Here is a 22,635-nt window from a genome sequence, read left to right as displayed (position 1 = left end):
TACATACGTGAAGGCCGCTCCCGTTTAGTGGAAGCGGCCTCCAGGCTCAGTAGTCCGACAAGAGCTCGTCAAGCTCATCCATATTCATATTTTCAACATCCGCAAGGCTTGGATGCTGCTTTTCAACATCAGCAAAGCTCGGATTCTGCGTGTCAGCTTCGCTGCCGCTGTCCGGGTCAGGCTCGTCAGGACGTGCAGGCTCGCTGCCGCTGTCCGGGTCAGGCTCGTCAGGACGTGCAGGCTCGTCCATCACGCGCTCACGCGTCCACGATGGCGTCTCGAGGTCACGCCGAATCGCATCGAGCACGGCATTGACAAAAGCAGGCGAATCATCAGTCGAAATGGACTTCACGATCGACACCGCCTCGTCAATGACAACCAGCGGAGGAACGTCGTCCTCGTTCACAAGCAGTTCCCACACTGCAACGCGCAGCACGGCCAGGTCAACGGCCGGCATCCGATCCAGACCGTGCACTTTTGCGTGTTGACGCAGCAATGTATCGATGTCGTGCAGGCGCTCTGCCACGCCCTCGATAATCTGCAGAGAGTATTCCGGTAGCGGTGTCTGCGCTGCGGTAACGACACGCCGCTCACGCAGAAGGTCGCGCAGAACTTCCGGGTTGCGACCCATACCGCGTTGGTCGGCCTCGTAAATGACGTCGGCTGCGCGCTTGCGGGCCTTGGTGCGGGCAGTGAAAGCGAAAGCGGACACGGTCAGTCAGTGACTCGTCCGGAGTATGTGCCGGTGCGGGTGTCAACCTTGATGCGGCTTCCTTCCTCCATGTACAGAGGAACCTGGATTTCATAGCCGGTTTCGAGCGTCGCCGGCTTGGTGCCTGCCGAGGAGCGGTCACCCTGAAGGCCGGGCTCGGTGTGCGTAATAGTCAGTGTCACAGTTGCCGGCAGGTCAATGAAGAGAACCTGGCCGTCGTGCTGGGAGACGATGACATCCTGGTTTTCCACCATGTAGTTCACTGCGTCGCCCACAGTTTCGCGCGGCACCATGATCTGCTCGTAGGTTTCCTGATCCATGAAGACGTAGTCATCGCCATCTTGGTACAGGTAGGTCATGTCGCGGCGATCCACAGTGGCTGTTTCGATCTTGACGCCTGCGTTGAACGTCTTGTCGACGGTCTTGCCGGACATCACGTTGCGGATCTTCGTGCGAACGAATGCAGGGCCTTTACCGGGCTTGACGTGCTGGAATTCGACAACCTGCCACAGCTGGCCGTCAATCACCATCACCAGGCCGTTCTTCAGATCATTTGTAGTAGCCACGTGCATTCCTTCACTCTCGACAAAACCTAATCGCCCGCTATCTTACAACGATTGAGCAATATTCCTCACCACGTCAGCGGGACTGACCCCAACCGTGTTCACACTCACGTCAACCAGTGGCGCATATGATTCCCGCAGTTCTTTCATCATCTGCGTCATCATCGCGCGCGGAGCGCCCAGGGCGACTGACCGAGGGGCACCCATATTCTCTCGGCGTGCGATCTCTGCAGGGGTGGCAGCCAGCTCCACTACGGTTGTGCCGTTGCTGCGTGCTTTGAGCAGTGCGGCACGCACCCCTTCATCTGTCGGCAACGATGCGCTGAGGGTGACGATCTGACCACGTGCCTGGCCGTCTGGGCTGAGCAGACGAAGAGCTGTACGCCGCTGCGCGTCTTCCAGGCGCGGATCGCGGCTCACAATCAGCTGGTGGATGGACAAATCCAGGTCACGTGAGACCACGTCGTCTGTCTCCATGAGACGCAATCCCAGACGGTCAGCCAAGAGCCGTCCCACCGTCGTCTTACCCGATCCTGTCACTCCAATAAGGACGACACTCGGTCCACTCTCAGTCAGCATGAATGCCTACCTTGCTCGCTGGAATGCGCAGCTGCTCAGGATCAACCACCTGCACAACCGGATGGCCACTACCGTCCAAAAGGACGAACCTGAGTTCGCCGTTGCGCACTTTCTTATCCAGCTTCATGATCTGGACAAGGTCGTCGAGGCGCGCACCGCTGTAGGACACAGGCAAGTCAAACGCGCTGAACAGGTCGCGGTGAAGCTGGACATCCTCGTCAGTGAGCATGCCGCGGGCGTGGGCGAGTTCGGCGGCAAAGATGCAGCCGACGGCCACAGCGTCACCATGTCGCCACGTGAAGTTTTCCTGCCGCTCAATGGCATGCGCGAGGGTGTGGCCATAGTTAAGAATTTCGCGCATACCGGATTCCTTGAGGTCGGAACTGACAACACGCACCTTGACGGCAACGGAACGCTCCACCAGTTCTCGCAGGTAGAGTCCGTGCGGATCGATCAGCACAGCAGTGTCTTCGATGTGGTCACGAATCAGGTCAATGATCGCGCGGTCTGCGATGAAACCGCACTTGATGACCTCGCCCATCGCTGAGCGCATCTGCTGGCTCGGCAGCGTGTCCAGCAGCGCGACGTCCTCGATCACAACGCGCGGCGTGTGAAATGATCCCACGAGGTTCTTGCCGGCCGGCGTATTGATACCGGTCTTGCCTCCCACCGCTGCATCGACCATGCCCAGGAGCGTCGTCGGGATCTGGATCACGTCCACTCCGCGCAGCCAGGTGGCGGCGATGAAACCTGCCAGGTCAGTGGTTGCTCCCCCGCCAATCCCAATCACGGTGTCTCGTCTGCCAATGTGAGCTTCAGCTGCTGCCTGCCACCCAACTTCCGCGACCGCAAAGGTTTTTCCGCTTTCGCCATCTGGATGTTCCATGACGGCCACCTCAACACCTTGGCGCGTCAGGTTGTCAGCGATCTGGTCGACGTACTCGGCCACTGCCGGTGGGTGCACAATGAGGGTGCGTGACCCGCCGGGAACGTAGTGGGTCAACACCTGTGGCACAAGCGAGTGTCCGATCAGGACGTCATAGGGAGCAGGTCCGTCCACTGTCAGTGTCGTCACGTCACTGAACGTCATCATGATGTCCTCCACAACACGCTCCACTGGACCTGAATCCGAGGTCACACGTATGGTCGCCACTTCATCGTAGTAGCCTGCGCGTTCACTGCGTAGTCTGCGTAAAGCAGCATCGGCATCACCTGCCAGGAGCGGACGATGATTCTTGCCCGAGGTCCGGCGCACCAGTTCATCGTGGTCCGCGTCGATAAAAACAACGGTCTGACCTTTCAGCAGTTGCCGCACCTGAGGCGAGGTCACAGCTCCCCCGCCCAGTGAGATCACCGAACGGTGGTTCAAGACCAATTCGATCGCCTGACGTTCATATTCACGGAAAGCTGCTTCGCCCTCGTCCCTGAAGATATCAGTGACGGGACGACCCTGGGTGCGCACAACAATCTCATCAGTATCTTCGCACGGCACTCCGAGGCGTTCAGACAACAGCCGTGCGACGCGGGTCTTGCCTGCCCCCGGCAGTCCGACCAGGAAAATCGGCAGATGTGCGGGGATCGCGCTCATGCGCGCGTCTCGATAGCGGCCAAGTAGGCTCGCAGATTGCGCCTGCATTCTTCCAGTGAATTCCCGCCCGCATGTGATTGAAGCGCCCGAGCCATGACGAGGGCGACCATCGCCTGCGCGATGACTGCTCCGGGGACAACCTGACACGTGTCGGAGCGCTGATGCAGTGCCTGCGCATCCTCACCGGTTGCCATATCCACGGTTCGCAACGAGTGCGGCACCGTGGAAATCGGTTTGAAGCCTGCGCGCACAATAATCGGCTGCCCGTTGCTGGTCCCGCCCTCAATGCCGCCCGCATGGTTGGAAGTTCGGGTCAGGTGGCCGTCGTCGGCATGAACTATTTCATCATGTGCGGTTGACCCAGGCATGCGTGCCTGCAGGAAGCCGTCACCGATTTCGACGGCCTTGACGGACTGGATGGACATGAGCGCACCGGCAAGCTGGGTATCCAGGCGTTGGTCAGCACTGACATGCGTGCCGATTCCGATCGGAACGTTGTAGGCGATGACTTCAGCAATACCACCGATCGTGTCACCGTTGCCTTGAGCCTTATCAATCGCCTCCGTGAATTCCTGTTCAGCCTGCGGATCCAGGGTACGTACGGGCGACTTATCAAGGGCCTGGGTTTCGCGCGGAGTCGGAAGCGTGGTGGAGCCAACATAGCGGTCTCCGACAGCAACGACGTGGCTGACCAGTTCAATTCCGGCAACCTGGCGCAAATATTCCTCGGCAATAGCTCCCAAAGCGACCCGAGCGGCAGTTTCGCGCGCAGAAGCGCGCTCGAGGATATTCCGGGCATCCTCGTGGCCGTACGACAGCATTCCTGGCAGATCAGCGTGTCCTGGACGAGGCCGAGTCAGGCGTTTATTGCGGGCAACTTCGCGCTCATCGCCGGTTCCGGCATTGACGAGCAATGCGTCGGGATCCACCGGATCCGCACTCATGACGGTTTCCCACTTGGGCCATTCTGTGTTCTCGATGGTCACGGCGATCGGAGATCCGAGGGTGGTGCCGTGACGAATACCGGACAGAATGTGCACGACGTCTTGTTCGAAGCGTTGACGTGCGCCTCGTCCGTATCCAAGGCGGCGGCGAGCCAATGCCTGCGTGATGGTCTGCGTCGTGCATGTGATGCCGGCGGGTAGTCCATCCAGGGTCGCGACAAGAGCCGGGCCATGTGATTCTCCAGCGGTGATCCATCTGAGCATGCTCCGAGTGTGTCACATTGAGCGACGTCGAAGCATCTCATTCCACTACCGTGTGCCTCACGCAGGTATCTGCCAGGACGGGATGATCTCCCACAGGACCAGTGCCAGCGCTGCTCCGCCAATGAGCCACGGGCCCAGAGCGACGCGGGTGCGGCCATGAGCTCCCAGCGCAATGATCGCCCACACCGCTGCGATGCCCGCTCCCACAAAACAGATGACCAGACCACCCAACGTGCATGCCCATCCGGGGATACCTGTCAGTGCACCCAGCACCGGCGCAAGTTTGACGTCACCGTAGCCTGCTCCGTGCGAAATCTTCGCTGACAGCCACAAGGGCAGAGTCCACATCACCATTCCGCCGATCATGGAGATCCACCACGTGTCGTTGACCTGTTGAGCGTACTCGCTGCAGAAAATGACTGACGCGATGCCGATGATGGCACCCCCAGCAAGAACGAGGGTGTAACGCGTGGGCAACTTATGGGTCTTGGCGTCAACGAACGCGCTCAGAGGCCCGATCATCGCAAGAGTGACGATCGCGGGCGCCATCGGTGAGGCATGCGCGGCAAGCAGGGTGACCATGCCGGTGAGGGCACAGACCCATACCACCGTCATGCGATTCATGGGCCTCATGTTGATGGTGGTGAAGTAGCGACGCTGAACGCGCCATCCTGCGCGGTTCAGCCACATGGCGATCGCGATCCAGACCATCAGCGACAGCGCCAGTGACAGCGCTCCAACATCGTTGCCCATGATCATGATGCTCGAGGTACTTCCGCTGCACGATACACCGCATCCATGACGGGTTCGACTCGGGGTGTTCGACTGGTCATCACGCGCACCTGCGCCAGTCCCTGGAATACCAGCATGTCGAGGCCGTGAGCAATGCGCGCCCCACGGTCACGGTAGGCCTGAACGAGTGGTGTGATAGTCGGTGCATACACCACGTCCAGCAGAGTCTGTTCGGATCGTGGCCGTACACGTGCGGCAATGTTGTCACACACGCCGGCGGGCATAGTGGAGATCACGACATCAGTTTCATCCAGGCTGGCGATGACGCGTTCAGTGTCATCCCACATGATGTGGGTACTGGTCACGCCCAGGCGGCTTTCTGCCATAACAACGGATCCTGGCCCCGAAAAGCGCCGCGCGACGATACGGACATCATCAACGTGCATGCTCTTCAGCGCAGCCAGCGCGGATGAGGCAGTTGCGCGGCCCCCCAGGATCGTTGCGCTGCGAATCGGCTCGAGTCCAGTGCGCGCTCGCCTGACAGCTTCCACGATGCCTTCGACATCCGTGTTCAGACCGGTCAGTACCCCGCCTGCCGGGACGACAGTGTTGATGGATCCCACTGCTTTGGCCAGCGGATCAACTACATCCATGAGCGGGGCAATGACCTGCTTACACGGCATGGTCACTGACAGTCCCAGACAGTTCGGATCCCACTGCTGGATCAGGGATGCAACGCCGTCCCTGTCGCATTCGATGCGTCGGTAGGCCCACCGTGGGTCACACCCCAGATCGTCCCATGCGGTCCTGTGCAGGACGGGTGACAACGAGTGCGCCACGGGCGACCCAATGACCGCCGCCCAGCGGCTCGTGTCAGCACTTTCCGGGATTGGCTTCGCAATATTCATCGAACTTTGCCTTGTTCTTTTCCTGTTCCTCGTTCGTCGTCGCGAACAGGGTTTCACCGGTGTCAAGGTCGATGGTGACGAAATAAAGCCAGTCACCGGGTTCAGGATTGAGGACCGCGTTAATTGCTGTGGATGATGGCGAGGCGATGGGCCCCGGAGGCAGTCCCTTGATCAGGTAGGTGTTATACGGGTTGTCGTTGGCCAGGTCATCCTTCGTAGGAACGCCGCCATACTTGCCCACACCGTACAGGACGGTGGAATCCATCTTGAGCTGGCCACGAGTTTCACCTTCAGTGTCCTTCAGGCGGTTTTCAATGACGCGTGCCACCATCGGCATGTACTTTTCCAGGTGCATTTCGCGCTCCACAATGGAAGCTTTAATCAGGACGGTCTGGCGCTGGTCCTCGGGTACTCCTGCCTGATCCAGTGCGTCGACTCGCGCCTGAATCATCTCCGAGAGCAGGTCAGCAGGCGTATCGTCCTGAGATACCTCGTACGAACCTGGTTCAAGCCAGCCTTCGAGATTACCCTGAGCCTGCGCAGGCAGTCCCAGTGCTTCAGGGTTGTTGATGGCTTCCTGAATCGCCTCGTCACTGAAGCCGCTCACTTCACGCATTTTATCGAGAGTCTGCTTCAGTACCGAACCTGGGGTGACAGTCACGGTGTTTTCCGTACGGTTGGTTTCATCCAGCAACGCTGCCACGGCACCAGAAGCCGACATCTGTTTCTTCAGCTGGTACGTGCCGGGTTTGATGCCCGATGCCGCCTTATTTGCTTCAAACGCGCGGTTAAAGGCTGCAACTGACTTCACCACGTCGGCCTCGACAAGTTTAACTCCAATATCGGAACCGATCTCGCCTTTGTTAATGGTGACTTCGACGCTTCCTGAGCCGGGGCCTGGGTAGTCATCGCTTTGGTCCGCCACAACTCCAGTGGACTTCAGTGCAGACACGGCAACATACGCCGCTCCGCCCAGAACAGCCAGCACGGCAATGATGACGATAAAAGTCCGAATTTTGCGTCGAGTTCGACGTTTGCGCTGCTGACGAGCTGCATTGCGGCGCGCCTCGGCACTGAGTTGTGCACGGCGCTGCGCGCGCGTCGGTAGTTCCACACCACCTGCCGGAGTGCCCCCTGACGATGGGCGAGGTACACGCTGTGAGGGCTGAGAGGTCCTGGATTCTTGCGAGGTTTGCCGGTGACGGTGACGATCCCTTCGTGAAGGGAACGGTGGCCGCAATGGGTCTGAATCAGTCACGTTCGGCCTTTCCACTACTCAACGATGGATCTCCCAGAGACACGGTCTGCCCTGGCGGAGTCCCCGATATTCGTTCGCTCTCCAGCGCTAGCTCCAGAATAATCTGAGCCGCGACCTGGTCCACCATCTCCCGATGGCGGTGAGTTTCCACTTTACTGTCCCGGAGCCTGCTGTGAGCCTGATTGGAGGTTAAGCGTTCATCCACCATACAGATGCGTCCGCCACGCCAGCGTGCCGCAATTCGGTTGGCCACGCTACGGGCCATATGGGCACTTTGTCCCTCTGTCCCCTTCAGGTGCCGAGGCAGCCCGACCACGATCTCAATCGGATCGTATTCATCGATGATGTCCAACAGATCATCGATTTCAGAATGATCCCGTTGAACATGAACGGTCTCCACCGGCAGGCACACGATCCCGCGTTCATCGGACCTGGCCACACCGATGCGCACGGTCCCCACGTCCAGTCCCAGACGTACTCCCGTTCGCATGCTCACCAGGTCTACCTTCCCTGTTTACTTCAGCGAGTCGGTGATCGCTGACAGGGCCTGATCCATATTCGTCAGATCACGACCGCCACCTTGGGCAACGTCATCACGGCCACCGCCACCTCCACCGAGAACCTGCGCAGCAGTGCGCACGAGCATTCCAGCCTTGACGCCGCGCTCACGCGCACTCTGGTTGGTTGCGACAACGATACTCGGCTTGGAGTCGATATCTCCGATCAGTGCCACCACCGCGGGCTCACCCTCGCCCATCTTGTCGCGCACGGCGAGCGCCAGGGAACGCACGTTGTCGGCAGAACTCATCTGGCCGGCCGATGCGGCAACGGCGCGAATGCCATTATGCATTGTGGCCTCAGCGATGAGCTGGTCGACATGTGCCAGCGCGCCGCGCGTTTCGGCCTCCTCGAGCGCTTTCTCTGCTTTCTTCACACGCGCCATCAGCTGTTCAACGCGCGAGGGCAGATCTTCGGGGCGCCCTCCGAGCAGCGATGACAGCTGCGAAACAAGGGCATGTTCGCGAGCCTGGAATCCGTAGGCACCAGATCCGACCAGTGCATCGATACGGCGCACACCAGATCCGATGGATGATTCACCCAACAGCGCGATGCGTCCGATATGTCCGGTTGTGGGGACGTGAGTACCTGCGCACAGTTCCTTCGACCAGTCGCCGCCGATCGACACAACACGCACTTCGGAACCGTACTTTTCACCGAACAACGCCATAGCTCCGGTCTGCAGAGCCTGTTCGATTGGCATCACTTCATCCGTCACAGCCAGATCATCAGACAGCCGATCGTTGACCAGGGATTCAATGTCATCAACCTGACTGGCTTCCAGCGCACTGTTGTGGCGGAAGTCGAAGCGCAGACGTGACGGCGAGTTCTCCGATCCTGCCTGCGTAGCGTTGTCCGAGACGATCTGGTGCAAAGCGCGATGAATCATGTGAGTGGCGGTGTGTGCGCGCGCAATGGCGCGCCTGCGTTCAGTGTCGATCTCCGCCCACGCGTCGGCAGCGACAGAAATGGTACCTTCGACCAGTTCACCGCGATGGACCGTCAGCCCCTTGATCGGAGCCTGCACGTCATCAATGCGGACCACTCCTCCGCCTTCTGCCACGCGAATGGTGCCGTGGTCGGGTTGCTGACCGCCCATCTCCGCGTAGAACGGTGTTTGGTCGAGGACGACCTCAACATGTGCGGGAGCTGTTGCTGCGGGCACTGACTGGCCATCCACCAGAATTGCTGCCACATGCGCGTCGGCTGCCATGTCGGTATATCCGAGGAACTGAGACTGCCCGCCCAGCTCGTGTGCAATCTCGTGGAAAACGCGAACATCAACGTGTCCGGTCTTCTTGGCGCGAGCATCCTGGCGAGCACGCTGCTTCTGCTCGTTCATCAGCTCCGTGAAGCGCTGTTCATCCACGCTCACGCCCTGTTCGGCCGCCATCTCGAGGGTCAGATCAATCGGGAAGCCGTAAGTGTCATGCAGCGCAAACGCGTCTTCACCGCTGAGGGTGGCCGTCGAATGCGCCTCCTGGCTCGTTTCCCTGGCCTGCTTGACTGCCGCGTTCAGGATCGTCGTGCCCGAGGTGAGGGTGTGCATGAACGATTCTTCTTCACCGTACGCAACATCTGAGACAAGATCCCAGTTCGTCACCAGATCCGGGTACGACGGCGCCATGGCGTCACGTGAAACCGGCATCAGCGTCGGGAGTGAGGATGTATCGACACCCAGCAGACGCATCGACCGGATGGCTCGGCGCATCAGGCGCCGCAGAACATATCCACGTCCATCGTTTCCGGGTCGCACGCCATCGAGGATCAGCATCATCGCGGAGCGAATATGATCAGCCACCACGCGCATGCGAACGTCGTCATCGGCATCGTCATGGTAGTGGCGCCCGGACATCTCTTCGACGGCCTGGATGACGGGGTAAACCTCGTCAATTTCGTACATATTCGGCTTGTCCTGCAGGACGAATGCGAGGCGTTCGAGACCTGCACCCGTGTCAATGGCCTTGTCATCGAGTTCGCCTAGCAGCGGATAGTCCTTTCCGCTACCTTCGCCACGCATGTACTGGTCAAAGACGAGGTTCCACAGTTCGAGGTAGCGGTCGCCGCCCGGGTCAACGGTGCCGCCAACAGCTTCGGGACCGTATTCGGGGCCGCGATCGTAATGCCATTCACAGCATGGACCGGCCGGTCCGGGCTGGCCTGTATCCCAGAAGTTTTCCTCGCGTGGAAGCTTGACGATGTGGCGCGGATCCATACCGATCTGTTTGGTCAGCACGTCGTAGGACTCGTCATCATTCTCCCACAGCGTCGTCCACAGTCGATCCCCGTCCAGGCCGTACATGCCGTCCTTTTCCGAGCCGGTCAGCAGATCCCACGCCAGGTGGATCGCACCTTCCTTGAAGTAGTCACCGAAGGAGAAGTTTCCGTTCATCTGGAAGAACGTGCCGTGGCGCGTGGTGCGTCCAACGTTGTCAATGTCGTTGGTGCGGATACACTTTTGCACCGATGCGACGCGCGGCCACGGCGGCGGTTCAACGCCGGTGATATACGGAATGAACGGCACCATCCCCGCGATCGTGAACAGAATCGATGGATCGGGAGAAATCAGGGAAACTGATGGACGAATTTCGTGATCGTGTGCGGCGAAGTAGTCGAGCCAGCGGGAACGAATCTCAGAGGTGCGCATGTGTCCTCATCGTATTGGAAAAATAGAGGGAAAGCGAGGTGCACCTGAAGGGTGACCTCGAACGGTGTGTCGATAAAGACCCCGGGGCGCACAGGCACCCGGGGTCCTCATCACACGTTCATACTCAGCGCGAGTAGTGCTCAACGACCATTTGCACGTCACAGGTCACCGGGACTTCAGCGCGCTTGGGGCGACGCACCAGTGTGGCCTTGAGACGTTCCAGCTCAACGTCGAGGTAATCCGGAACTGCCGGCAGCACATCGCGGTGCACGCCGGAGGCGGCTATCTCGAACGGAACAGTGGTCTGCGACTTTGGCTTGACTTGGATCGTCTGTCCGGGCTTCACGCGGAAAGAGGGGCGGTCAACGATCTTGCCGTCCACCATGATGTGACGGTGGACAACCACCTGGCGAGCCTGCTGGATGGTGCGGGCAAATCCTGCACGCAGAACCAGAGCATCAATGCGCATTTCGAGCAGCTCAACCAGGTTTTCACCGGTCAGGCCGTCCTGACGGCGAGCTTCTTCGAAGATGCGGCGAATCTGAGCTTCGCGGATGCCGTACTGTGCGCGCAGACGCTGCTTTTCCTTCAGACGAACGGCGTAGTCGGAATCCTGGCGACGCCGGGTACGGCCGTGCTCGCCGGGGCCGTAGGGGCGCTTCTCAAAGTAACGCACAGCCTTCGGGGTCAGCGCGATTCCGAGTGCGCGTGACTGGCGCACCTGCTTCCGTGAACGATTCGTCGACATAAAACGGTTTCCTTTCCTGTTTCATGGGTCATGTCCGGCTCCCGTTGAACCGAACATGGGGTCAACACAAACGGCTAAGACCCCAGGTGTTGTCGTGGACAACCCTCATAGCTTACCCCATGGACAGCAGCTGCCTTAACACTGTCAGCCGCTTCGTGATCATTGCCTCAGTTCCGTTTTCAGTTGGACGGTAGTACTGAGTGCCTTGCAGATCATCCGGTAAGTACTGTTGTGCGGCCACAGAATGCGGCGCATCGTGGGCATACAGGTAGCCTTCCCCGTGCCCAAGTTTCTTCGCACCTGCGTAATGGGCATCACGCAGATGAGCAGGCACCGGGCCGCCTTTCCCGCTGCGCAGGTCGGCCAGCGCCTTATCGATCGCGAGATAGGACGCATTGGATTTCGGGGCGGTCGCCACCGCGATCACGGCCTGTGCCAGGATAATACGCGCCTCAGGCATGCCGACCATCGCCACTGCCTGAGCAGCTGCCACGCAGATTCCGAGGATTTCCGGCGCCGCCATTCCCACGTCTTCAGAGGCACAGATCATGACGCGCCTGGCTATGAAGCGAGGGTCCTCCCCCGCTTCGATCATCCGAGCCAAATAGTGCACGGCGGCATCGACATCAGATCCGCGCATTGACTTAATAAACGCGGAAGCCACGTCATAGTGCTGGTCCTGATCCCACCGCACGAGCGCCTGGTTTGCGGCGGTTTCCACGTGGTGTTGAGCAATGACCGTATCGTCCGCATCGCGCGCCGCACCTGCTGCAGCTTCAAGCAGTGTCAACGCCTTCCGGCCATCTGCTCCTGCCAGTCGGACGAGGCTAGCCAAAGCGGCCTCGTCGATGGTGAATTCACTCTTCAGTCCGCGAGCATCGTCAAGGGAGCGGGTAATCAATGCGCTAATCCCGTCTTCGTCGAGTGGATGCAGCGTCAACAGCAAAGAACGTGACAGCAGTGGCGAAATGACGGAGAACGACGGGTTCTCGGTTGTCGCCGCCACGAGTGTGACCCACCGGTTTTCAACAGCCGGAAGCAGTGCGTCCTGCTGGGACTTGGAGAATCTGTGGACCTCATCAACGAACAAGATGGTGTCTTCGCCGCTGGCAGCGGTGCGACGGCGTGCCGATGCGATGACATCGCGAATGTCCTTGACTCCCGATGAAACAGCGGACAATTCTTCAAAATGTCGATGTGAGGCGCGTGCCACGAGGTAGGCAAGGGTCGTTTTACCGGTTCCCGGCGGACCCCACAGGATCATGGAGGAGAGCGGTCCAGAATCTGCTGCCGCTGACAGCATGCGTCGCAGGGGCGATCCCGCCGTCAGCAGATGGTTCTGCCCGACAACCTCGTCAATCGAGGTGGGGCGCATCCGCACAGCGAGCGGCGCATGCTCGTCGAACGAGGGTACCCCATTGGTGTCAATGCCTTCACTGTCAAATAAATCCATAGGGATACGGCTTAATAGTGACTCATGACAGGGGTGCCGATTTCGTCGAAATCGTAGATGAGTTTTGCGCCCCACACGGGCATGTTCAGGCATCCGTGCGAACCGCCCGGTCCGGACCATCCGAATTCACTCACCCACGGTGCGCCATGCATGGCGTACGAGCCCGTGAAGTAGGACACCCACGGCACGTCCTTGGCGCAGTATGGCCACTCGGGTGTGCACCCCATGTCCTGCTTCTCATACTTGAGGTAGACGTGATACAGACCGGTGACCGTTTCGTGGCCAGGTGAGCCGGGAACAATGCTGATGGGTTCGTGAGCCTGTTTCGTGCCAATGTACGGGGTGACCGTCAGCCTGGTCAGATCAATATCGATCCACTTTTCGCCCTCAGCAGCCGGATACGGCAGATTCTCCGCACCCGGGGCGATCGGGCGCGTCTTCGTTTCCTGCGGCACGTCGTCATAGGTGATCGTGCCTTCATACGTTTCGCCATTGTCGAGGGCACTCATCAGCGCGTTCGACAGGTCAGCGACATTATTGGCTTTCAGGCCGGGTTTACCTGGCCATGCTTCTACCAGCACGTCGCCTGCAGCATTGACGTTGTTGATCGTAGGGTCGGCTTCCACATTTGAGGCTTGGGCAGTTGCTGATACCCACGAGCCAACAGCTTCAGAGGAGTAGTGGGCGGTGAGCTTGCTGTCCGTGTTCTCGAAGGAAATCCACTGGGCAACGTCGGCGCGCGAGGGTGTGAAGGAATCGATCGTGTCGGTCAGTGAAACGTCTGGCTCCAGCATTTCATCTGCCTGCTGGGCAGCCTGCTGTGCGGCTTCTGTGGTTACGGACGGCTCCGACTGCGTCGAGGACAGGTCAACTTCCGTGTCGCCCAGCGTTGTCGCAGCGTCCATCAGAGCTGTCGTCAGTGCTTGCGCGTCAATCGTTGTGCCATTTTCGGCAGGATCAACCACGAATGCATCACGGTCGGCGTCGTAGTGGGCGGACGCATCGACGGCAGCAGGTCCCGCTTGACGCGCAAGCGTTTCCGCCATCGCGCTGAGTGCCTCTTCATCCGTTGTGGTCACCACCGGGATCTGTCGGGATGTGAACAGTCCCTGCAGGCGGCTTGTCCAGGAACGGCTCGATTCAAGAGCCAGGGTCGCTGTGGCTTCGGCGTCGATCTGGATACCGGCGTCAGCCAGAGCGATCTCAGTTTCTTTGCCGTCAACCCGGGCGGTGACACGAATGTTCTGCGCACGTTCGTTGATAGCGGCAACGACCTCGTCATGCGTCATTCCTGAAACTGGAATAGCGGCAACAGATGTACGGGGAAGCGCCCGCTCATCGTAGTGGGCAGCGTAGGCAGCCCCCGAACCGACCAGCGCAACCAGCACGGCAGTGCATGCCGCGATCAGGATCCACACACGTGTCCTGCGCGGTTCTCGCCTGACGTGTTCGCTCACAACATCGCTCCTTCGAATATAGCTCCATGCCGGATGCTACCTAAGGAACTGAAATTTGGATACTGATTGTGAGCAAAATTCCCAAATTCGTGTACTCTCGCGCTGTGCCATTCCACAGTGCGAGAGCGCACAGGAAACTTCTATTCAAATAGTGACGTGTCGCCAGCGCCCTTACGGGCGATCACTGCCGTACCGTCGGTGTAATCGATGACGGTTGTCGGTTCGGCCAGACCGACCGGGCCAACAATGACAAGATCCACCATGTTGCCGATGCGGTCGTCAACATCGTGTCCGTCCACCAACGGCTCGTCTTCGCCAGGCATGATCAAAGTCGAGCACAGAAGCGGCTCCCCCAGAGCTTCGACAATCGTTTGAGTAATCACATGATCTGGCAGCCGGACGCCCACTGTGTGCTTCTTCTTGTTCAGCGTCATACGAGGCACGACCTTGGTGCCTTGGAGAATGAACGTGTACGGTCCGGGCGTCAGCGCCTTAATCGTGCGGAATTGGTGGTTGTCGACGATGACAAGCTCACCCAGCTGCGCAAAGGAATGACACAGCAACGAGAAGTTGTGCTTCTCGTCGAGTTTTCTGATCTGCCGGATGACATCCATCCCTTCCTTGTTCCCCAGGGTGCAGGCAATCGCATATCCCGAGTCGGTCGGTAATGCGATGGTGCCACCCTCCTTGAGGAGGTCAACGGTCTTAGTGACCAAGCGGGCTTGTGGATTCTCCGGATGCATTTCAATGTGAGCCATGTCTCTAGTGTGCCTCATTTTTGTCCTCTTCGCTGGAACTTGTCGCGTGTCTCTTCCAAAAAGAAAGTGCCCATTGATCAGCGTCGTTAGGCGGCACGGGCGAGAGCTTCATGGCACAGTGGAAGGCAACTGACACCGTGCGGAAGGATCTTGATGGCTGCCCCCACTTCACGCGTCGATATCCGATTGGTTGACGACCTGACAAAGGTGCTTCCCAGCGAGGAGCCCGACTCGCTCACGCATCCATTGGTCACGCGCACCGGTCAGTCGATCAATTTCCAGGTGGCCTGGCACGAGCACCAGGACGTGTACTGGTCGCGCTCTGAATTGACGTTGACCATTCGCACGGACGGTGAGCCCGTCCAGGTCTGTCACGTTGACCTGGTTGCGGCCGGTCTGCCAGCACCGGCAGATGCAGACGACGGGTATCTGGCAACCCAACCATCCCTGCTGCCCGATCTGTTGACCCCTCTGGACGCGAGCGTCGACGGTGCTCTGACGACTGTTGTGCTGCAGGCGCACCATATGGGATGGAATGCCGTATGGGTGAGTGTGCCGGCATTTTCGGGCACAATCACCGTAACTGTCACCCGCGCCGATTCAAATCTGTTCGAACAAACCGTATCTGTCACAGGTGTTGATCTGACACACCACGACAGCGATTTCATCAACACCCAGTGGCTGCATCCGGATTGCCTCGCCACGTACTTTCACGTTCCCATGTGGTCCGAGCAGCATTGGCACACCCTCGCCAATCATGTGCGGGCCGCTACACAGATGGGCGTGAACAGCTTGCTGACCCCGATCTGGTCTCCCCCACTCGACACGGCGGTCGGCACCTACAGGCCTGCGACACAGTTACTGGATATCAGCTATGACGGGACGTACCACTTCGCCACGGGCCGTCTCGATCGGTGGGTTGATATGGCACTGGATGCGGGTATCCGCTACCTCGAACTGCCACACCTGTTCACGCAGTGGGGTGCGCACGCGTGTCCGCAGTTCATCGTGAAAACAACTGAGGGGGAACAACGGCGTTTCGGATGGGACACGGAGGCAACCTCGCCCAAGTACCGCGCGTTTGTCGAACAGCTCATCCCATTCCTCATCGGTTATTTCCGTGGACGCAACCTCGGTGATGCGATCTGGTGGCATATTTCAGACGAGCCTGATGAGACCAACCGTTCCAGCTATCAGGCGGCGCGCAAGCAGGTGATCGATCTGCTGGAAGGGCAGATGGTGGGCGATGCACTGTCCGATCCGGATTACATCGACCTGGTTGATCATCCGATCGTGGCCACCACTGCGGTGACGCGTTTCCGTGAGGCTGGCTACGAGCCATCCTGGGTGTACTACTGCGTGGGTCAGGCGAACGCTGTGGCCAACCGTTTCATTGCGCAGCGCCCAATTCGTCACCGCATGCTCGGTCTGCAGCTGTTCTGCGCGAACAGTCGCGGTTTTCTGCACTGGGCGTTTGACTTCTACTACTCGCAGCTGTCGGTGCGTCCCATTAATCCGTTCGCCGATTCCAGCGCCGGCGGAGCGTTCTTCTCAGGCGACCCATTCGTCGTGTATCCGGCGGACGACCTCGGCGTGTATTACTCGCTACGTTACGAAATGCTCCGAGCTGCCTTCGAAGACCTCGTCCTGTTCCACGACGCCGCCAAGCGTATTGGTCGCGAGGAGGTGCTGCGCATCATGGATCCGGATCGCACTGTTGATTTTTCGTCCGGATGGATCAGCGAGGGCGACTATCTTGCGCGGCGTGCCAGACTGTTTGAACGCCTGGCGTCGTAAAAGCCGAGGGCGACCCGACACATGTGTGTCCGAGCCGCCCTGACAAAATGGCACTGACGATCACGACTTGTCAGCCTGGCCAACCTTTTCGGCCTTCTCCGCCTTGTCGGCTTTGTCGGCCTTCTGATCCTGGTCTGTTTCACCGCGCTTGCGCGGTTTCGCATCGACCCCTGCTTCCTTACGCTGACGCGGCGTGATCGGCGCGGGCGCGTCGGTCAGCGGGTCGTATCCGCCACCGGACTTCGGGAAGGCGATGACGTCACGGATCGAGTCGGCATGCGTGAGCAGCGAGACGATGCGGTCCCATCCAAATGCCACGCCGCCGTGTGGCGGTGCGCCGAACTTCAGTGCGCTCATGAGGAATCCGAACTTCGATTCGGCTTCTTCCTCGGAAATTCCCATCACGTTGAAGACGCGCTGCTGAATGTCGTCGCGGTGAATACGGATCGAGCCGCCACCGATTTCGTTGCCGTTGCACACGATGTCGTAGGCGTAGGACAACGCGTGCTCCGGGTCGTCCTCGAAGTTGTCACGCCATTCGTCCTGCGGCATGGTGAACGCGTGGTGGACAGCGGTCCATGAGGAGTGCCCCAGCGCCACGTCACCTTCTGCTTCAGCTTCGCCGGTCGGTTTGAACAGGGGTGCGTCGACGATCCACACGAATGACCATGCGTCCTCGTCAATCAGGTTGCAGCGGCGTCCCACTTCCAGCCGCACAGCGCCAAGCAGTTCGCGGGTTGCTGTGGGCTTTCCGGCGCCGAAGAAGATGCAGTCACCGGGGTTGGCTCCTGTGGCCTCGACCAGGCCTTCGCGTTCCTGATCGGAAATGTTCTTTGCTACGGGACCGCCCAGTGTTCCGTCCTCGGCAATGGTCACGTAGGCCAGTCCCTTGGCTCCACGAGCCTTGGCCCATTCCTGCCACTTGTCGAAGGTGCGGCGAGGCTGTGAAGCACCGCCTGGCATCACGATTGCACCCACATACGGGTTCTGGAAGACGCGGAACGGGGTGTCCTTGAAGTAGTCGGTCAGGTCGATCAGTTCGCATCCAAAACGCAGATCCGGCTTATCGGAGCCGTATTTGGCCATTGCTTCGTTGAACGGCATGCGTGGGATCGGAGTCTTCAAGTCGTAACCGATTTCAGCCCACACTGCTCGCAGCACGTCCTCGGACACGGCAATGACGTCGTCCTGGCTGACGAAGCTCATCTCAATATCAAGCTGAGTGAATTCGGGCTGACGGTCAGCTCGGAAGTCCTCATCTCGGTAGCAGCGCGCAATCTGGAAGTAGCGTTCCATTCCACCGACCATGAGGAGCTGCTTGAACAACTGCGGTGACTGAGGCAAGGCGTACCAGCAGCCTGGAGACAGGCGCGCCGGCACGATGAAGTCGCGGGCACCTTCAGGGGTGGAACGCGTCAATGTCGGTGTTTCAACTTCCACGAAGTCGTGTTCGTACAGGGCTTCGCGAGCCGCCCTCGACACGCGGGAGCGCAAACGCATCGCATGCTGCAACTGGGCGCGACGCAGATCGAGAAAACGGTAACGCAGACGTGTCTCTTCGCCCACGCTGCCGGATTCTTCGGCATGGGCCGACACCTGGAAAGGCAAAGCCGGCGAGGTGTTCAGAATCTCAATGTCATCGCCCAGAATCTCAACCTGCCCCGTGGACAGTTCCGGATTCTCGTTGCCTTCGGGACGGGCGCTGACTTCGCCGGTTACCCGTAGGCAGTATTCTGAACGCAGCTCGTGGGCGACGGATTCATCGCGGACAACAACCTGCACGATTCCGCTGGCATCTCTCAGGTCAATGAACACCACTCCGCCATGATCACGGCGGCGGTCAACCCACCCGGTTAATGTCACTGTCTGACCGACCAGGTCGGTCCCCATCTGAGAGATCGTGTGTGTGCGTAACACCAGTTTTCCTTTCATTGACTTCACTGGTCGCCGCATCTGCGAAACAGGCAGCGCAGCAATCCAGAGTGACACAGGGTAGTCTACGGCTCATGGAGACCAACCGCGAAACGCCTGCTCAGATCACCGAGGGTGACGCCGTCACGCGGTGGAGTCACGATGAGAAAGTTCTGCTGGCTGGTTCCATCGTCTTGATCACCCTGGCAGCATTTGAAGCGCTGGCAGCTATGACGATCATGCCGAATGTTGTGGCCGATCTGGGATCCGATACATGGTTCGCCGTCGCGTCCGGAGCGGCGATCGCCATGCAGCTTGCCTCCACCGTCATCGCCGGACCTCTGTGTGATGCGCGCGGCCCGCGCAAGGTGCTGCTGTGGGGTGCCGCACTGTTTGTGGTGGGGCTGGCGCTGTGCACATTCGCCGGGCATATCGCACTCTTCGTCATCGGACGCATGATTCAGGGCCTGGGCGGTGGCCTCGTCATGGTGCCGATCTATGTTTTCGTCGGCTCCATCGCGTCACCGCGGCATCGGCCCACGTTTTTCGCCGCCTTTTCGATGGCGTGGGTGTTTCCCTCTCTGGTCGGTCCTGCGATTGCCGGATGGGTCACGGCCACGTGGGGCTGGCGATGGGTCTTCGGCGTAGTGCCGTTCATCGCTGCCGTCGGCCTGGCGGCAATGGTCCCCGTGCTGCGGCGTTTCCCTTCTCGTCAGGGGGCAGTCGAAGGTTCGATGCGCCATCTGGCCGCGTTGGCGGCCGGAGCGGGTGGCTCCATTGTGCTGGTGCAATTTGCAGGAACGCTGAGTGGATGGGCGCTCGTTGCGGCGACTGTTCTCGGCCTGGCCGGCTGCGCCATGACATTGAAGCGCCTGGTTCCCGACGGCACGTTTACTCTTCGCCCCGGTATTGCCTCAATCATTGCCACTCGCGCACTGGTCATGGGCGGTCTGTCTGGCGCGGAGGTTTTCCTGCCGCTTGTTCTCCAGCGTGTGCACTTATGGAGTGCAAGTCATGCATCGCTCGCCGTGACGATTGGCTCAATCACGTGGGCGATAGGCTCAGCGATTCCCACGCGCGTCAACACTCAGGCAACGCGTGAAAGACTGCCGCTGGTGGGCGCGAGCCTCATGGTGGTCGGCGTCCTTCCCGTGTGTTTCCTGGTGTTGAAAGGGCTCCCGCCGGCTGTTGCCCTTGTGGGGTGGAGTATTACAGGTCTGGGGATCGGAATGGTGCACTCAACATTGTCTGATCTCACGCTCGGGTCAATTGATCCGTCTGAACACGGACGGGCCTCCTCATGGCTCCAGATTGCTGACAATGCGGGCGGCGCCGTGGAACTGGCAATCGTTTCGGTCGTGTTGGCCGTCTGGATGCCGGCGTTTGAGGGCGGTATTCAGTATGTTCCAGCCCCCATAATCGCGCTGGGCGTGTGCCTGCTGGCGGTGTTCGCCTCCTCCAGAATCCGCTCAAAACAGGCGCGGTGAGGCATTTCACCGCCGCTCACGCTAGGAAATGAGCGCGAAACGCAATAGTGTTAAAGCTCGTCAAGGCGCTTCCCACTGTGATAGTGATCGGCCAGGAGCCGATGTGTGTTGTTGGTGTAATGGGTCGCGCCCTGTAGCCCCAGGCGTTCCTGGTGGCATTTTTCGAAACCGCGAGCCCTGTGTTCACAACAGTAAGAGGAAACCGTGCCTTCACAAGATTCTGCCCCTATGTCCACATCCGATGCCCTCGGCCTCGATGACGTTCTGTTTCACGAGGACGACGTTGCACAGGATTCGGATGCTGACAGCGAGGCCCTCGCCGATGGAACTGACGACAATGACCATGCCGACGATGTCGATCAGGACGACATCGACCTCGAAGATGACGAGGATTACGATGGAAATGACGACGAGGATGACGACGCCGACGATCAGGTGAACTTCGCTGACCTCGGTCTGCCCGCTCCCCTGCTGGACACGGTCACAGCGATGGGATTCGAGACGCCCACGCCCATTCAGGCTGAGGCGATTCCCGCACTGCTTGAGGCGCGTGACGTGGTCGGCATCGCGCAGACCGGCACCGGTAAGACGGCGGCATTCGGGCTGCCGATGCTGACGCTGATTGATCCGAAAGAAAAGGATGTCCAAGCGGTCGTTCTGGCTCCGACGCGCGAACTGGCGCTGCAGTCAGCCGATGCGATGGAAGAGTTTGCGGCGAGCTACCGCGGCATCAACATTGTCGCCGTCTATGGTGGCTCTGCATACGGCCCGCAGCTTCGCGCGCTGAAGGATGGCGCGCAGATCGTCGTGGGCACACCTGGCCGCATGATCGACCTGATCGAGAAGGGCGCGCTGGATCTGTCCTCGGTGCGTATGCTCGTCCTTGATGAAGCCGATGAGATGCTGCGCATGGGATTCGCCGAGGATGTGGAGACCATCGCCGCCACAGTTCCCACCCAACGCGTCACGGCACTCTTTTCGGCCACAATGCCGGCAGCGATTGAAAAAGTGGCGCAAACCCACTTGCATGATCCGTTGAAGATAGCGGTGTCGGAAGAGTCGTCGACCGTTGACACCATCCACCAGACCTACGCGGTTGTGCCGTTTAAACACAAGAACAATGCGCTGGCCCGCGTCTTGTCGACCCGCTCGGCCGACGCCGTCATCGTCTTTGTGCGCACGCGACTGGATGCTGAAGAGATTTCACTGGATCTGACGGCTCGAGGTTTCCGCGCGGCCGGAATTTCCGGCGATGTGGCACAGCAGGAACGTGAGCGCATGGTGGAGCGTCTGCGGTCCGGTTCTTTGGACGTTCTGGTTGCCACCGATGTGGCGGCCCGAGGCCTGGACGTGGAGCGGATCGGCCTGGTCGTCAATTTTGATGTGCCACGCGAACCTGAAGCCTACGTCCACCGTATCGGTCGCACCGGGCGCGCCGGCCGCGAAGGCGAATCACTGTCGTTCTTCACTCCTCGCGAGCACTACCGTCTGCGTCGTATCGAAAAACTGACGGGCACTGCGATGGAGGAAGTCCACATCCCCACGCCACAGGCTGTCAGCGAGTTCCGTTCGCGCCATTTCCTCGACATGTTGCCCACGCGTATTGAACGCGGGCAACTCGACATGTTCGAGCAGCTCATCCGCGAGTTCGCAGATGAGCACGCGTGCGATCCACTGATCATCGCCTCAGCAATGCTGGCACGCACTGTCCATGACAATGGCACGCACGATCACAAGGACCGCCGCTCCGACGGCAAGATTCGCCGCGAGGAAGTCCTCGATGAGAACGGTGAGTTCCTGTCTGCGTCTTTTGAAAACGGGCGTGATTCGAAGCCGCTCAAGGGTGGGAAGAACGGTGCCCGCCGGCGCGCCGGCGGCAAGCCGCAGCGTACCCCGATGGGGACGCGCTACCGCATCGAAGTCGGCAAGAAGGATGGCGTCAAACCTGGATCCATTGTTGGAGCAATCACGGGCGAAGCTCATCTGAAAGGCTCTGATGTGGGCCGTATCGATATTTACCCGACATTCTCACTGGTGGACATCGGCCCGAACCTGTCCGACGATCAGATGGAAAAACTCGGTAAAGCCCAGGTTGCCGGGCGTACGCTGCGTATCCGTGTTGATGGCGGGCCGCGTTCGCGTGCCACCGATGCAGGACATGTGCGTCGTCCCCGCAGCGGATCGGGTGATCATCACTCGGGACACCGTTTCGGTGCACGCGGCCAGCGCAGGCCTCGCTAAAGCGGGCCTTAGACCTAGGTACGGAAACAC

General features: G+C 59.6%; 18 protein-coding genes. 3 read left to right on the top strand and 15 right to left on the bottom strand.

Going from position 1 to position 22,635, the window contains the following annotated elements:
- Positions 1 to 46: 46 nt before the first annotated feature.
- The 14 genes from nusB to AC1EJZ_RS05295 form a co-directional block, all read right to left on the bottom strand.
- Positions 47 to 712, bottom strand: coding sequence for a transcription antitermination factor NusB (gene nusB, locus AC1EJZ_RS05360; protein ID WP_058236795.1), 666 nt, complete (start codon positions 710 to 712; stop codon positions 47 to 49).
- 2 nt (positions 713 to 714) lie between these two features.
- Positions 715 to 1,278, bottom strand: coding sequence for an elongation factor P (gene efp / locus AC1EJZ_RS05355; RefSeq protein ID WP_058236796.1), 564 nt, complete (start codon positions 1,276 to 1,278; stop codon positions 715 to 717).
- 42 nt (positions 1,279 to 1,320) lie between these two features.
- Positions 1,321 to 1,854 carry a shikimate kinase gene (locus AC1EJZ_RS05350; RefSeq protein ID WP_058236797.1) on the bottom strand — a complete coding sequence of 178 codons (534 nt, stop codon included), beginning with the start codon at positions 1,852 to 1,854 and terminating at the stop codon, positions 1,321 to 1,323.
- A complete protein-coding gene (gene aroB, locus AC1EJZ_RS05345; RefSeq protein ID WP_257590271.1) occupies positions 1,844 to 3,490 on the bottom strand; it encodes a 3-dehydroquinate synthase in 1,647 nt (548 codons plus the stop codon). Before aroB ends, AC1EJZ_RS05350 begins: the two co-directional genes overlap by 11 nt.
- Positions 3,439 to 4,650: a chorismate synthase gene (aroC, locus tag AC1EJZ_RS05340; protein ID WP_070727324.1), complete on the bottom strand. Its 1,212-nt coding sequence runs from the start codon at positions 4,648 to 4,650 to the stop codon at positions 3,439 to 3,441. The genes aroB and aroC overlap by 52 nt, the downstream gene beginning before the upstream one ends.
- A gap of 57 nt (positions 4,651 to 4,707) precedes the next feature.
- Complete coding sequence (locus AC1EJZ_RS05335; protein ID WP_157843506.1) at positions 4,708 to 5,403, bottom strand: prepilin peptidase; 696 nt, start codon at positions 5,401 to 5,403, stop codon at positions 4,708 to 4,710.
- A gap of 2 nt (positions 5,404 to 5,405) precedes the next feature.
- A complete protein-coding gene (locus AC1EJZ_RS05330; protein ID WP_058236801.1) occupies positions 5,406 to 6,290 on the bottom strand; it encodes a shikimate dehydrogenase in 885 nt (294 codons plus the stop codon).
- Complete coding sequence (mltG, locus tag AC1EJZ_RS05325) at positions 6,256 to 7,404, bottom strand: endolytic transglycosylase MltG (RefSeq protein ID WP_257525466.1); 1,149 nt, start codon at positions 7,402 to 7,404, stop codon at positions 6,256 to 6,258. The genes AC1EJZ_RS05330 and mltG overlap by 35 nt, the downstream gene beginning before the upstream one ends.
- A 136-nt stretch (positions 7,405 to 7,540) precedes the next feature.
- The gene (gene ruvX, locus AC1EJZ_RS05320; protein ID WP_058236802.1) at positions 7,541 to 8,038 is read right to left on the bottom strand and encodes a Holliday junction resolvase RuvX; all 498 of its coding nucleotides are present in this window, start codon (positions 8,036 to 8,038) and stop codon (positions 7,541 to 7,543) included.
- Between the two features lie 24 nt (positions 8,039 to 8,062).
- Complete coding sequence (alaS, locus tag AC1EJZ_RS05315) at positions 8,063 to 10,753, bottom strand: alanine--tRNA ligase (RefSeq protein WP_070727327.1); 2,691 nt, start codon at positions 10,751 to 10,753, stop codon at positions 8,063 to 8,065.
- A 124-nt stretch (positions 10,754 to 10,877) separates the two neighbouring features.
- Positions 10,878 to 11,501: a 30S ribosomal protein S4 gene (gene rpsD, locus AC1EJZ_RS05310; RefSeq protein ID WP_058236804.1), complete on the bottom strand. Its 624-nt coding sequence runs from the start codon at positions 11,499 to 11,501 to the stop codon at positions 10,878 to 10,880.
- A gap of 112 nt (positions 11,502 to 11,613) precedes the next feature.
- On the bottom strand, positions 11,614 to 12,954 hold the full coding sequence (locus tag AC1EJZ_RS05305; protein WP_070727330.1) for a replication-associated recombination protein A: 1,341 nt from the start codon (positions 12,952 to 12,954) through the stop codon (positions 11,614 to 11,616).
- An 11-nt stretch (positions 12,955 to 12,965) separates the two neighbouring features.
- Positions 12,966 to 14,411: a L,D-transpeptidase family protein gene (locus AC1EJZ_RS05300; protein ID WP_070727333.1), complete on the bottom strand. Its 1,446-nt coding sequence runs from the start codon at positions 14,409 to 14,411 to the stop codon at positions 12,966 to 12,968.
- A 140-nt stretch (positions 14,412 to 14,551) separates the two neighbouring features.
- Positions 14,552 to 15,169, bottom strand: coding sequence for an L-threonylcarbamoyladenylate synthase (locus AC1EJZ_RS05295; protein ID WP_058236807.1), 618 nt, complete (start codon positions 15,167 to 15,169; stop codon positions 14,552 to 14,554).
- 153 nt (positions 15,170 to 15,322) lie between these two features.
- Here AC1EJZ_RS05295 and AC1EJZ_RS05290 point away from each other — a divergent pair, with 153 nt between their 5' ends.
- Entirely contained in the window at positions 15,323 to 16,966 is a 1,644-nt protein-coding gene (locus AC1EJZ_RS05290; RefSeq protein ID WP_480294120.1) for a DUF4091 domain-containing protein, read from the top strand.
- Between the two features lie 60 nt (positions 16,967 to 17,026).
- Here the strand turns inward: AC1EJZ_RS05290 and aspS are convergent, their stop codons facing one another.
- Entirely contained in the window at positions 17,027 to 18,883 is a 1,857-nt protein-coding gene (aspS, locus tag AC1EJZ_RS05285; RefSeq protein WP_070727417.1) for an aspartate--tRNA ligase, read from the bottom strand.
- An 89-nt stretch (positions 18,884 to 18,972) separates the two neighbouring features.
- On the opposite strand from aspS, the gene AC1EJZ_RS05280 reads away from it, so the two are divergent.
- Complete coding sequence (locus AC1EJZ_RS05280) at positions 18,973 to 20,364, top strand: MFS transporter (protein ID WP_480294119.1); 1,392 nt, start codon at positions 18,973 to 18,975, stop codon at positions 20,362 to 20,364.
- Between the two features lie 228 nt (positions 20,365 to 20,592).
- Entirely contained in the window at positions 20,593 to 22,605 is a 2,013-nt protein-coding gene (locus AC1EJZ_RS05275; RefSeq protein ID WP_480294117.1) for a DEAD/DEAH box helicase, read from the top strand.
- Positions 22,606 to 22,635: the final 30 nt, after the last annotated feature.

The sequence above is a fragment of the Pauljensenia sp. C0170B5 genome (assembly GCF_056590195.1).
This window is presented reverse-complemented; position numbering and strand designations above follow the sequence as displayed.